Genomic DNA, 12,276 nt, shown 5'->3' with positions numbered 1-12,276 from the left:
GCCGATCAGAAGAACCCGAGCGGGTTCTCGTTGTAGCTGACGAGCAGGTTCTTCGTCTGCTGGTAGTGGTCGAGCGCGAGCTTGTTGTTCTCGCGGCCGATGCCCGACGACTTGTACCCGCCGAACGCGGCGCCCGCCGGGTACGCGTGGTAGTTGTTCACCCAGACGCGACCGGCTTGGATGTCCCGGCCGGCGCGGTAGGCCTCGTTGCCGTTGCGACTCCAGACGCCCGCACCGAGTCCGTACAGGGTGTCGTTCGCGATCGAGATCGCGTCGTCGTAGTCGGTGAAACTCGTGACGGCGACGACCGGGCCGAAGATCTCCTCTTGGAACAGTCGCATGCGGTTCTGACCCTCGAAGATGGTCGGCTGCACGTAGTAGCCCCCACTGAGGTCGCCGCCGAGATCGGCCCGCTCGCCGCCGAGCAGCAGCTTCGCGCCCTCCTGCTTGCCGATGTCGATGTAGCTCAGGATCTTCTCGAGTTGGTCGTTCGACGCCTGCGCGCCGACCTGGGTCTCGGTGTCGAGCGGGTTGCCCTGCTTCGCCTGCTTGGTTCGCTCGATCGCGTCGTCGAGGAACGTGTCGTAGATCGACTTCTGGATGAGCGACCGGCTGGGGCAGGTGCAGACCTCGCCCTGGTTGAAGGCGAACAGGCTGAATCCCTCGAGCGCCTTGTCGTAGAACGAGTCGCGTCGGTCGGCGACCGACTCGAACACGATGTTCGGGCTCTTGCCGCCGAGCTCGACCGTCGAGGGGATGATGTTGTTCGAGGCGTACTGCAGGATGAGCCGACCCGTCGTCGTCTCCCCCGTGAACGCGATCTTGCGGATGCGGTTCGACGAGGCGAGCGGCTTGCCTGCCTCGACGCCGAATCCGTTCACGACGTTGAGCACGCCCGCCGGCAGCAGGTCGGCGATGAGTTCGACGAGCACGAGGATCGAGGTCGGCGTCTGCTCGGCCGGCTTCAGCACGACGGCGTTGCCCGCGGCGAGCGCGGGGGCGAGCTTCCACACGGCCATGAGCAGCGGGAAGTTCCACGGGATGATCTGGCCGACGACGCCGAGCGGCTCCTGGAAGTGGTAGGCCACCGTGTCCTCGTCGAGCTGCGTGAAGCTGCCCTCCTGCGCGCGGATGAGGCTTGCGAAGTAACGGAAGTGGTCGCTCGCGAGCGGCAGGTCGGCGTTCAGCGGCTCACGGATGGACTTGCCGTTGTCCCACGTCTCGGCGACGGCGAGGAGTTCGCGGTTCCGGTCGATGCGATCGGCGATGGCGTTCAGGATGCCGGCGCGGTGCGCGGCACTCGTGCGGCCCCACGCGGGTGCGGCCTTGTGCGCGGCGTCGAGCGCGGCGTCGATGTCGGCGGCGGTGCCGCGGGCGACCTCGGTGAACGCCTTGCCGTTGACGGGCGAGATGTTCTCGAAGTAGGCGCCGCCTTCGGGCTTGACCCACTCGCCGCCGATGAAGTGCTCGTAGCGCGGCTTGAACTCGATGAGCGCACCGGGGGTGCCGGGCGCGGCGTACACGGTCATCGTGTCTCCTTGACGTCGTTGTCGGATGCCCCTGAGCGGGACGACGTCAGCGTAGGTGCGTGCCGGTTGCGGCGCAGTTGCCCCAGCGTTGCAACCACGTTGCAACGGCACGCACGACGCGGCCGTGCGCCTGCGCGCTCATCGCAGCGCCGCCTCGATGCGCTCGAGGTGCGCGACCACCGAGGCCCGCCGCGGCGACCGCGGCGGCAGCAGCTCGAGCAGTGTGCGCCACAGCTCGACGTCGAAGCGGGACTCCTCGCGCTCGGCGAACGTGGTCAGGACCTCTGCCGAGGCATCCGCCAGCATCGATTCGCGCACCCGGCTCGCGAGTTCTTCGCGGAGCTCGACGATGCCGGGCGCCGTCGACCCCGGAAGCACTGGTCCGACGTACCGTTCCGCTGCGCGGCGGAGCGAGCCCTGCCCGAGCAGTCGCGCGACGACGGCGGCGTCGAGCTCGAGCTCACGGCCGAGTCGGTACGGTCGGGATTCGAGCGGCGGCTCCCCCGCGGCATGGAGGACGCGACGAAGGCGCACGAGTTCGGCGCGGAGCGTAACCGGCGACCCTTCTGCCTCGTAGACGAGCGAGGCCAGGCGTTCGGTGCCGAGCCCCGCGGGATGCCACGCGAGGAGCGTCAGGATCTCGGCGTGCCGCGGGCTCAGCTCGAGCGCGCCGAGCCTCGGACGGCCCGCTCCGAGTACCGACAGCGGGGTGCGCGCGGGACGCTGGGTGCGCGACCCCCCGACGCTCACCATGCGCGAGCGCCGCAGCGTCGCCTGCACCGCCGACTCGAGACTCGCGATCTTGAGCTCCGCCTCGACCGCGGCGACCGTCGCCGAGACGAGTCCGAGCGTGTGCGGAGCGACGGCGTGGTCGGTGCCGGTGATGTCGATGACGCCGAGCACGAGACCGGTCGCCGGGTCGTGCACCGGTGCGGCCGTGCAGCTCCACGGGTGCACGATGCGATTGAAGTGCTCGGCCCCGCGGATCTGGACGGCCCGGTCGAGCGCGAGGGCGGTGCCGGGTGCGCTCGTGCCGACGACCGGCTCCGACCAGTCGGCGCCCGGCACGAAGAGCATGTCCTGCGCCCGGTGGCGCAGGGTCGGGTCGCCCTCGACCCAGAGCAGGCGACCGTGCTCGTCGCCGACCGCGACGACGAGGCCGGCGTCGTGCGCGCCGTCGACGAGGAGCCGCCGCACGACCGGCATCACCTGCGCGAGCGCATGCCCGGCACGGTAGTCGAGGAACTCCTGCTCGTCGTGCTCGAGCCGGGGCAGCGCACGGTCGGGGTCGACGGCGCCGCGAATGGCACGCTCCCATGACGCCCTGACGACGGGCCGAAGACTCAACGGCACGGTGCCCGTCTCGATCGCACGCTGCTGCACGTCGATCAGCCGGTCGCGGAGCGAGCCCGATCGACGGTCGGCGCCGCCGGGCGCGCCCGGATCGGGCTGCGGGAGCGCGGTGCCGGGCATGCCGTCTCCGATCGTCGTCGAGCGGGAATCAGGCCAGCTTAGTCGCGCGGAGATCAGCGCAGAAGTGCCCGGCGTCCGGCGACGATCGAGGCCAGCAGCGCCTGCTCGTCGACCACCGCGACCGCTGCGCCCTGCCCGGTCGCGATGCGCTGACGGGCGAAGGCGAGGTGCGTGGCATCCGCGATGAGCCGCTTCATCGTCGCGGTGCGCGGCGGATGCTGCGCGCGCGCCCACGACCTGGCCTGCCTCCTGCCCGCCGGGGTCGCGAGGAGCTCGACCTCGGCGTGGCTGAACCAGCCGACCGCCGCGTACTCGGCCAGACGACGACGGGTGACCCGCACCTCCTGGCGACGGAGGGCGACGGTCAGGAGGACGGCCGCGATGAAGATCGGCACCTGCACGGTGACGTACAGTCCGATCGCGTCGTCGCCGAAGGCGAGCGAGCCGTTCCAGAGGGCGTGCAGCCCGATCGCGCCGGCGAGGCCCAGCAGGAACCAGCCGATGACGCCCGCGCCCCCGCCGCGCCGTGCCCCGATGCCGATGCAGAGGCCGGTGCACGCCGTGAACAGCACGTGCGCGAACGGCGAGAAGATGCCGCGCACCACGAAGGTCGCCCCGAGGCTCTCGGCGCCGCCCTCGATGAGGGCCGATCCGAAGTAGATGATGTTCTCGGTGAAGGCGAAGCCGGCCGCGACCACCGCGGCGTACACCAGTCCGTCGAGCGGGCCGTCGAACTGCCAGCGTGCGAAGGCGAAGACGAGCAGCACGCCGAGGCCCTTGGCGAGTTCTTCGACGATGGGCGCCTGCACGACGGTGCGCACGACCTCGTCGGCCGCGCCGCCGGGTTGCGAGTAGGCCACGGCGAGCTCGACGCCGAGGTCGACGACGAGGGCGATCGCGACCGAGACCGCGGCACCCCAGAGGAACGCGAACCAGAGCGCGCCGCGCGGCTCGGGCTCCCAGCGGTCGACCCATCGCACCGCGAGGAGCACGCCCGCGAGCGGCACGAGGGCGAGCAGCGAGCCGATCGCGAGCACGGAGGCTCCGAGCGCGAGCGCGAGGTAGGCGACCACGAGGAGGCCGACGAGCCCGCCGATCACGATGCCGATGATCGCGAACACACTGCCGCTGGCGCTGCGACCGCGGACCGGCTCGGCCCACGCCGGCGCTGCGACCGCGGGTTGCGGCGCGACGGGGTACGGGGACGGCCCTGGGGCGAGGTGGCTCACGCGTGCAGCCTAGCGAGCGGCCACGACGGATGCCTCGAACATGACCCCCGGGTTCAGGATGCCCGTCGGGTCGAAGACCGCCTTGATGCCGCGCTGCAGCTCGAAGACGTCGTCGCCGAGCTCCTCGGCGAGCCAGCGTCGCTTCAGCACCCCGACGCCGTGCTCGCCGGTGAGCGTGCCGCCGAGGGCGACTGCCGCACGGAACATCTCGTCGGCGGCCTGCCAGATGTGCGCGGGCACCTCGTCGCCCGTGAACACGAAGTTCGGATGCAGGTTGCCGTCGCCGGCGTGCGCGATCGTCGGGATCTCGACGCCGTGCCGTGCCGCGATCTCGTCGATGGCGCGGAACATCTCGGGCAGCTTCGAGCGGGGCACCGCCACGTCTTCGATGAGCACCTGCCCGCTCGCGGCGAGCGCGGGATGCATCGCCCGGCGGAGGTCGAGCAGGCGCTCGCCGGTCGCCTCGTCGGTCGAGAGCGTGACCCGGCCGCCGGCCTCGGCGAAGAGCTCGGCGATGCGCGCGGCCTCTGAGGTGGCGCCCGCGTCGTCGGTCTGCGCGATGAGGAAGGTCTCGCCGGGCAGCACCTGTTCGAGCGGCGTGCCTGCGAGCGCCTCGTCGCCGAGGAACGCCGCGACCCGGGCGACGACGCCGGCGTCCATGAGTTCGAGGATCGCGGGCCGGATGCGGTCTGCGGTGACGGCGGCGCACGCCGCGGCGGCGGCGGTCACATCGGCGAAGGCGGCCGCGACCGTGACCGGGACGCCCGCGGTGATCGGGCGCACGCGCACGGTCGCCTCGACGATGATGCCGAGCGTGCCCTCCGAGCCGGTGAAGAGGGCCGTGAGGTCGTAGCCGGTGACGCCCTTCACCGTGCGGTGGCCGAGTCGGATCAGTCGCCCGTCGGCGAGCACCACGGCCACGCCGAGCACGGCCTCGCGGGTCACCCCGTACTTCGCGCAGAGCAGGCCGCCCGCGTTCGTCGCGATGTTGCCGCCGACCGAGGCGATCGCCCTGCTGGCGGGATCGGGTGCGAACCAGAGCCCGAGCGGGGCGAGCGCGTCGTTGAGGTCTCCGTTGACGACGCCGGGCTCGACGACCGCCAGCTCGTCGGCCTCGGAGATCTCGAGGATGCGGTTCATGCGCGAGAGGTCGAGCACGATCGCACCCGGGCTCGCGATCGCGCCGCCCGCGAGGCCCGTGCCCGCGCCGCGCGGCACGACCGGCGTGCCGTTCGCGTGCGCGATGCGCATGACCCGGCGCACCTCCTCGACCGACCCCGCGTGCACCACCGCGAGCGGGGGCGTCGCGCTGCGCCACCCCGATCGGTCTTCGCGGGTCGCCTCGAGCGCGTCGGCATCGAGTGAGACGGATGCCCCGAGGGCTTCTTGCAGCTGGGCGACGACGTGCGACATCCCTCCACCCTAGCCACGCGGGCCGAGTCCGATTTCCGCCAGTCGGTGTCGGCGGGACGTGCGAGGCTGGGGTCATGCCCGTCGAAGCCCTCCGCACCGACCCACTCGCCGACCCCGTGTTCGCCGAGCGCTACCGCGCCATGCGGGCGCGCGACGCCAGGTTCGACGGCCAGTTCATCACCGGGGTGCATTCGACCGGCATCTACTGCCGCCCGAGCTGCCCCGCGGTGTCGCCGAAGGCGCAGAACGTGAGCTTCTACCTCACCGCCGCCGCGGCGCACGAGGCGGGGCTCCGGGCGTGCAAGCGATGCCTTCCCGATGCGGTGCCCGGCTCCCCCGAGTGGGACCTGCGCGACGACCTCGCCGCCCGCGCGATGCGTCTCATCGCCGACGGCGTCGTCGAGCGCGAAGGGGTGCCCGGGCTCGCGGCCCACCTCGGCTACACGAGCCGGCACCTCACCCGCGTGCTCACCGCCGAGCTCGGCGCCGGTCCGCTCGCCCTCGCCAGGGCCCACCGCGCCCAGACCGCGCGCGCACTGCTCACCTCGACGACGATGCCCGCAGCCGATGTCGCGTTCGCCTCGGGCTTCGGCAGCATCCGCCAGTTCAACGACACCATCCGCGAGGTGTACGAGCGCAGCCCCCTCGAACTGCGGGCGGCCGCGCGCCTCGGCGAGCGGCCCGAGCGCGCGGGCGACGGGGTGGTGCGGCTGCGGTTGCCCGCCCGCGCCCCGTTCGACGCGGCGGGCGTCTTCGGCTGGCTGGCGGCCCGCGCGGTCGACGGCGTCGAGTCGGCCGGCCCCGGCCACTACGCCCGCACCCTGCGGCTGCCCGCCGGTCCCGCCGTCGTCGCGTTCTCGCCGAGCTCCGACCTCCGCTCCCCCGCCATCGAGGTCGAGGCCCGCCTCGCGAGCCTCACCGACCTGCCGCCGCTCGTCGCCCGCGTTCGGCGCCTGTTCGACCTCGACGCCGACGCGGTCGCGATCGACGAGATGCTCGCGGCCGACCCTGTGCTGGCCGCATCGGTCGCGGAGACCCCCGGCATCCGTGTGCCGGGCGCGCTCGATCCGCACGAACTCGTGTTCCGGGCGCTCATCGGCCAGCAGATCTCGGTGAAGGCGGCGCGCACTGCGCTCAGCCGGCTCGCCGCCGACCTCGGCGAGCCGCTGGCGATCGGCGCCGAGGCGGCCGACGGCGAGCCGCCCGTCGACCGCTCCGCCGACGGCGGCCTCCTCGCCGGCTCGCTCGTGCGCCTGTTCCCGACCGCGGCGGCCGTCGCCGCGGGCGGCGGCGAGGTGCTCCGCGGCCCGACCGCCCGCATCCGCACGATCGTCGACGTCGCCGAGCGGCTCGCCTCGGGCGAGCTCGTGGTCTCGGCCGATCGCGATCGCGGCGAACTCGCGCGCGACCTGATCCTCATCCCCGGCATCGGCCCATGGACGGCGGGCTACATCGCCATGCGGGTCACCCGCGCTCCCGACGTGCTCCTCACGAGCGATCTCGCGCTGCGGGCGGGCGCAGGGCGCCTCGGCCTGCCGGCCACCGCACCGGCGCTCGACGAGCTCGGCGCACGGTGGGCGCCGTGGCGCAGCTACGCGTCGATGCACCTGTGGCGCGCCGCCGCCGCAGAGATCTGATGTCTGGGCGCCCTCGCGATACGATGCGGGCATGGCCGTCACCGACGAAGCGATCCTGCGCATCAAAGAGATGATCCTTTCGGGCGAGTTGGCGCCGGGCGACCGGCTCCCGCCCGAGAAGGAGCTGAGCGAGCGGCTCGGGCTCTCGCGCTCTTCGCTGCGCGAGGCGGTCAAGGCGCTCGAGGTCATCCGGGTGCTCGACGTGCGTCGCGGCGACGGCACGTACGTCACGAGCCTCGAGCCGCGTCTGCTGCTCGAGGCCATGTCGTTCGTCGTCGACCTGCACGACGACCACTCGGTGCTCGAGATCTTCGCCGTCCGCCGCATCCTCGAGCCGGCCGCCGCGTCGCTCGCGGCGCGCCACGCCGGCGAGGCCGAGCTCGAGCGCCTCCGCGAGTCGGTCGCCGGCGTCGACCACGCCGCCGACGTCGAGAGCCTCGTCGACCACGACCTCGAGTTCCACCGCGGCATCGCCGACGCGACGGGCAACGGCTACCTCGCGAGCCTCATCGACTCGCTCTCGAGCCACACGGTGCGTGCGCGCATCTGGCGCGGCATCACGCAGGAGAGCGCGGTCGAGCGCACCCTCCAGGAGCACCACGCCATCCTCGACGCCATCGCCGCCGGCGACGCCGAACTCGCCTCGGCGCTGACCGTCGTGCACGTCAGCGGCGTCGAGCAGTGGCTGCGTTCAGCGCTCTGAACCCCTGATCTCGCCGGCAGCCGCGACCACCGGGACTGCCTCGACAACCGGGCGAGCTCGACGAAGGGGCGCCGGCCGCAGCCGACGCCCCCGAGTCATCCGATCGTCACTCGTAGAGGACGGCCTGGATCTCCTCGTCGTCGATGTTCGTCGCGTCGTACCAGTAGAAGCCGGTGTCGATGGTCTTCGGCAGCTCCTCGCCGTTGATCGCCTCGACCGCGGCCTTGACCGTCTCGTAGCCGATGCCGATCGGGTTCTGCGTGATCGCGCCGGTCATGAGGCCGTCGCGGATCGCGTCCATCTGGGCCTTGCCCGAGTCGAAGCCGACGACGGCGAGCGTCGAGGCGTCGATGCCGAGCTCCTTGACGGCCTGCACAACACCGATCGCCGAGCCCTCGTTCGAGCCGTAGATGCCCTTGAGGTCGGGGTGCGCCGCGAGGATCGCCTTGGCGAGGTCGGCCGACTTCGCCTGGTCGCCGCCGCCGTACTGGATGTCGACGATCTCGATGTCGGGCTCGTTCTCCTCCATGTAGTCGACGAAGCCGTCGCGACGCTGCTGGCCGGTCACCGAGGTCTGGTCGTGCACGACGAGGGCGACCTTGCCCTCGTGGCCGACGGCGTCGGCCATGTGCTTCGCGGCCTCGGCGGCCGCGGCGAGGTTGTCGGTCGCCGCCGTGGTCAGCGGGATGTCGCTGTCGACGCCCGAGTCGAACGCGATCACCGGGATGTTCGCGTCCTTCGCCTGCTGCAGCAGCGGCCCGGCCGCCTGGCTGTCGAGGGCGGCGAAGCCGATCGCGGCCGGGCTCTTGTCGAGCGCGGTCTGCAGCATCTGGATCTGCTGGTCGACGTCGGCCTCGGTGTCGGGTCCCTCGAAGGTGATCTCGACGTCGAACTCCTCGGCCGCCTGCTCAGCGCCCGTCTTCACGGCCTGCCAGAACTGGTGCTGGAAGCCTTTCGAGACGAGGGCGACGTACGGCTTGTCACCGCTCGAGTCGCCGCCCGAGCCCTCGGCTCCGCCGTCGCTGGCGCAGCCGGCGAGGATGAGGGCCGCGGCGACGGCGCCGACGACGACGCCCATCGTGCGCTTCTTGAACATGCTCACTCCTTGGTGTTGGTGGTGCGGTGGTACTGGTCGGGGACGGGGTGGTGCTGGGTCCAGGGGGGTACGGCTGGGTTCGGGGGATGCTGCGACTGAGCGCCGGTCAACCGCGGCGGCGACGGAGCATGTCGAGGTAGACGGCCACGAGGATCACGATTCCGACCGCGACCGACTGCCATTCCTGCGGCACCGAGATGATGCGCAGGCCGTTCGTGAGCACCGCCATGATGAGGGCGCCGATGACGGTGCCGACGATCGAGCCCTTGCCGCCCTGGAGCGACGTGCCGCCGATCACGACCGCGGCGATCGCCTCGAGCTCGAGGCCCATGCCGCCGGTCGGCTGGGCCGACGAGAGCCGTGACGCGCTCAGCACGCCCGCGAGGCCGACGAAGAGGCCGGCCAGCGTGTAGATGGTGATCTTCCAGCGACGGACGTTCACGCCGGAGAGCGCGGTCGCCGCCTCGTTCGAGCCGATCGAGAAGGTGTAACGGCCGAGGATCGTCTTCGAGAGCAGCACGGCCGCGACGATGATCATGACGATGAAGATGGCCACCCCGAGCGGGAACCGCATGCCCGGGATGATCGAGAGGTTCATGATCGACTGGAAGTCGGGCGTCTCGGTGAAGTAGATCGGCTTCGTGCCCGAGATCACGAGCGAGAGGCCGGCCGCGATCAGCATCATGCCGAGGGTCGCGATGAACGGCGGGATGCCGAGCACCGAGACGTTGACCCCGTTGATGAGACCGATCAGCGCACCGAAGAGGATCGTCGCGGTCACCCCCAGCCAGAGCGGCCAGCCGAGGTAGGTGAGGAAGACGCCCGCCATGACCCCGCAGAGCACCATGCCCGTGCCGATCGAGAGGTCGATGCCGCCCGTGATGATGACGAAGGTGGTGCCGAGCGCGAGGATGCCGGTCACCGTCGCCGCCGTCAGGATGGAGACGAGGTTGTTCGCGGTGAAGAAGTGCGGGCTCGCGAACGAGAACACCGCCACGATCACGATGAGGCTCGCGAAGGCGAGCAGCTGCTGCAGCGAGCCGCGCAGCCAGGCGAAGCGGGGCTTGCCCGCCTCGATCGCGGCGTACGCGCTCGTCGAGGGCGTCGAGCCGCCCGTGCTCCCGGTTTCCGGTTTCGTGGTCGTCGGGCTCATCGGGCGATCGTTCCTTCGCTTGAGAATCGGGTTGCGTAGTCCATGAGGTTCTCCTGGGTGGCCTCGGCGTTGTCGAGCACGGCGGTCAGCCGCCCCTCGGCCATGACGGCGATGCGATCGGAGAGTCGCAGCACCTCGGGCAGTTCGGACGAGATCATGACGATCGCCTTGCCCTCGTCGGCGAGCCGCCGGAGGAGCGCGTAGATCTCCTCCTTCGCTCCGACGTCGATGCCGCGGGTCGGCTCGTCGAAGATGAGCACGTCGCAGTCCTTCACGAGCCACTTCGCGATGACGACCTTCTGCTGGTTGCCGCCGGAGAGGTTGCGCACGAGCTGGGCCGTCGAGGGCGTCTTGATGCGCAGCTTCTCGACGTACTCGCGCCCCGTCGCCTCGATGCGCCCGTCGCGCACGAAGCCGGATCGGGAGGCGTAGTCGCGCAGGGAGGAGAGCACGATGTTCTCGCGCACGCTGCGTTCGAGCAGCACCCCGAGCTGTTTGCGGTCCTCGGAGAGGTAGCCGATGCCGAGGCCCGCCGCCTCGGCGGGGCTCGAGATCGCGACGGCGCGCCCGCGAACGCGGATCTCGCCCGACTCCCGGCGGTCGGCACCGACGATCGCGCGCGCGACCTCGGTGCGTCCGGCCCCCATGAGACCGGCGAAGCCGAGGATCTCGCCGGCGTGGACGTCGAAGCTCACGTCGCGCAGCAGGTGCCTGGTCGTGAGGCCCCGCACCGAGAGCACGGGCTCGCCCTCGGGCTGCCGCGGAGCGGGGCGCTGCTCGCCCGAGATCTCGCGCCCGACCATAAGCGAGATGATCTCGCTCGGCGCGGTCTCGGCGGTGACGCGGGTGCCGACGTACCGCCCGTCGCGCAGCACGCTGATGCGGTCGGAGATCCGGGCGAGCTCCTCCATGCGGTGCGAGATGTAGATGACGCCGGTCTCGGGGGTGCGGAACCGCTCGATGAGTTCGAACAGCACGTCGACCTCGGCGTCGTTCAGCGCGGCGGTCGGCTCGTCCATGATGAGGACCTTCGCGTCGAAGGACAGCGCCTTCGCGATCTCGACCATCTGCTGCCGGGCGACCGTCAGCTGCTCGACGCGCTCGGCGGGGTCGAGCGCGAGCCCGAGCCGGTCGAAGAGCTCCTGCGCCCGCCGGTTGAGCGCCCGGTCGTCGAGGAACAGCCCGGCCTGGCGGTGCTCGCGGCCGATGAAGATGTTCTGCGCGACCGTGAGGTCGGGCATCAGGTTGAACTCCTGGTGGATGATCGAGATACCGAGTTCCTGCGCGTGGCGCGGGCCCTCGATCGCCAGTTCGCGGCCGTTGAGCCGGAAGGTGCCCGCGTCGGGCGTGTAGATACCGGCGAGCAGCTTCATGAGCGTCGACTTGCCGGCGCCGTTCTCGCCGACGAGCGCGAGCACCTCGCCGTGGCGCAGCTCGAGCTGCACGTCGGCGAGCGCCTGCACGCCGGGGAACCCCTTGCTGACGCCCTCGACCTCGAGGAGCGCCGTGGTGCCGGCGGTCATCGGGCGGCCTCGTTCGGCTCGTACTCGTTCACGACGCCCTTGCGGATGATCACGTTGCCGTAGGGGCGCAGCTCGCCGCTCCTGATGATCAGCCCGGCACCGCCCGCACGGTCGTAGAACGCGAACCGTTCGAGCTCCTCGACGCGGTCGGCCGGCACCGCCGACGCCGAGACCAGCTCGTGCTGGACGGGCAGCCGTTCGCCGCCCTCGGCGGTCATGAGCAGCACCGAGGGGCCTTCGTAGCGGTCGGCCGGCACGACGGTGCGGACGGCCTCGACGACGCTCGCAGCGGCGAGGCCCGGAAGCTCGACCACGGCCGCGCCGAATCGGTACGCCGGGAAGTTCGCATCGGCGACGACGAGTTCGTCGCCATGCCCGAGCCGATCGAGCGCGGCGAGCAGTTCGCCGTGGAGAATCGGGTGGATGCCGGTGAGCACGTGGTGCCTCTCTTCCTTGAGATGTGATGAGTGTACTACTCATCCGATGTTTCAGCCCAGATCAGGCGAGATGGTTGCCTTTC

General features: G+C 71.4%; 10 protein-coding genes. 2 read left to right on the top strand and 8 right to left on the bottom strand.

Annotated features, from left to right (window positions below; genetic code table 11):
* Positions 1 to 5: 5 nt before the first annotated feature.
* From exaC to GQQ93_RS02650, 4 genes are all read right to left on the bottom strand, one after another.
* Positions 6 to 1,529: an acetaldehyde dehydrogenase ExaC gene (exaC, locus tag GQQ93_RS02665; RefSeq protein ID WP_157422652.1), complete on the bottom strand. Its 1,524-nt coding sequence runs from the start codon at positions 1,527 to 1,529 to the stop codon at positions 6 to 8.
* A gap of 138 nt (positions 1,530 to 1,667) precedes the next feature.
* Positions 1,668 to 3,002: a GAF domain-containing protein gene (locus GQQ93_RS02660; protein ID WP_157422651.1), complete on the bottom strand. Its 1,335-nt coding sequence runs from the start codon at positions 3,000 to 3,002 to the stop codon at positions 1,668 to 1,670.
* A gap of 53 nt (positions 3,003 to 3,055) precedes the next feature.
* Positions 3,056 to 4,231 carry a PrsW family intramembrane metalloprotease gene (locus tag GQQ93_RS02655; protein WP_157422650.1) on the bottom strand — a complete coding sequence of 392 codons (1,176 nt, stop codon included), beginning with the start codon at positions 4,229 to 4,231 and terminating at the stop codon, positions 3,056 to 3,058.
* A 9-nt stretch (positions 4,232 to 4,240) separates the two neighbouring features.
* Positions 4,241 to 5,644, bottom strand: coding sequence for an FAD-binding oxidoreductase (locus GQQ93_RS02650; RefSeq protein ID WP_157422649.1), 1,404 nt, complete (start codon positions 5,642 to 5,644; stop codon positions 4,241 to 4,243).
* A gap of 74 nt (positions 5,645 to 5,718) precedes the next feature.
* Here GQQ93_RS02650 and GQQ93_RS02645 point away from each other — a divergent pair, with 74 nt between their 5' ends.
* The gene (locus GQQ93_RS02645; RefSeq protein WP_157422648.1) at positions 5,719 to 7,281 is read left to right on the top strand and encodes a DNA-3-methyladenine glycosylase 2 family protein; all 1,563 of its coding nucleotides are present in this window, start codon (positions 5,719 to 5,721) and stop codon (positions 7,279 to 7,281) included.
* A gap of 31 nt (positions 7,282 to 7,312) precedes the next feature.
* On the top strand, positions 7,313 to 7,984 hold the full coding sequence (locus GQQ93_RS02640; protein ID WP_157422647.1) for a FadR/GntR family transcriptional regulator: 672 nt from the start codon (positions 7,313 to 7,315) through the stop codon (positions 7,982 to 7,984).
* 106 nt (positions 7,985 to 8,090) lie between these two features.
* On the opposite strand, the gene GQQ93_RS02635 is transcribed toward GQQ93_RS02640, so the two are convergent.
* The 4 genes from GQQ93_RS02635 to GQQ93_RS02620 all read right to left on the bottom strand — a co-directional run bounded on the left by GQQ93_RS02635 (position 8,091) and on the right by GQQ93_RS02620 (position 12,193).
* On the bottom strand, positions 8,091 to 9,080 hold the full coding sequence (locus GQQ93_RS02635; protein WP_157422646.1) for an ABC transporter substrate-binding protein: 990 nt from the start codon (positions 9,078 to 9,080) through the stop codon (positions 8,091 to 8,093).
* Positions 9,081 to 9,186: 106 nt separating this feature from the next.
* Positions 9,187 to 10,233, bottom strand: a complete 1,047-nt coding sequence (locus GQQ93_RS02630; protein WP_157422645.1) for an ABC transporter permease — start codon at positions 10,231 to 10,233, stop codon at positions 9,187 to 9,189.
* Positions 10,230 to 11,756, bottom strand: coding sequence for a sugar ABC transporter ATP-binding protein (locus tag GQQ93_RS02625; RefSeq protein ID WP_157422644.1), 1,527 nt, complete (start codon positions 11,754 to 11,756; stop codon positions 10,230 to 10,232). Before GQQ93_RS02625 ends, GQQ93_RS02630 begins: the two co-directional genes overlap by 4 nt.
* Positions 11,753 to 12,193, bottom strand: coding sequence for an RbsD/FucU family protein (locus GQQ93_RS02620; RefSeq protein ID WP_157422643.1), 441 nt, complete (start codon positions 12,191 to 12,193; stop codon positions 11,753 to 11,755). The genes GQQ93_RS02625 and GQQ93_RS02620 overlap by 4 nt, the downstream gene beginning before the upstream one ends.
* Positions 12,194 to 12,276 lie beyond the last annotated feature (83 nt).

Source organism: Agromyces lapidis, assembly GCF_009749405.1.
In the GTDB taxonomy this organism is placed as follows: Bacteria; Actinomycetota; Actinomycetes; order Actinomycetales; family Microbacteriaceae; genus Agromyces; species Agromyces lapidis.
Note: the sequence above shows the minus strand (reverse complement) of the source record. Positions and strands in the feature narration are given on the sequence as shown.

Excerpts from the sequence above, each read along its gene's own strand:
- exaC (WP_157422652.1), bottom strand. The coding sequence starts at position 1,529 with ATGACCGTGTACGCCGCGCCCGGCACCCCCGGTGCGCTCATCGAGTTC.
- GQQ93_RS02660 (WP_157422651.1), bottom strand. The coding sequence starts at position 3,002 with ATGCCCGGCACCGCGCTCCCGCAGCCCGATCCGGGCGCGCCCGGCGGC.
- GQQ93_RS02650 (WP_157422649.1), bottom strand. The coding sequence starts at position 5,644 with ATGTCGCACGTCGTCGCCCAGCTGCAAGAAGCCCTCGGGGCATCCGTC.
- GQQ93_RS02645 (WP_157422648.1), top strand. The coding sequence starts at position 5,719 with ATGCCCGTCGAAGCCCTCCGCACCGACCCACTCGCCGACCCCGTGTTC.
- GQQ93_RS02640 (WP_157422647.1), top strand. The coding sequence starts at position 7,313 with ATGGCCGTCACCGACGAAGCGATCCTGCGCATCAAAGAGATGATCCTT.
- GQQ93_RS02635 (WP_157422646.1), bottom strand. The coding sequence starts at position 9,080 with ATGTTCAAGAAGCGCACGATGGGCGTCGTCGTCGGCGCCGTCGCCGCG.
- GQQ93_RS02630 (WP_157422645.1), bottom strand. The coding sequence starts at position 10,233 with ATGAGCCCGACGACCACGAAACCGGAAACCGGGAGCACGGGCGGCTCG.
- GQQ93_RS02625 (WP_157422644.1), bottom strand. The coding sequence starts at position 11,756 with ATGACCGCCGGCACCACGGCGCTCCTCGAGGTCGAGGGCGTCAGCAAG.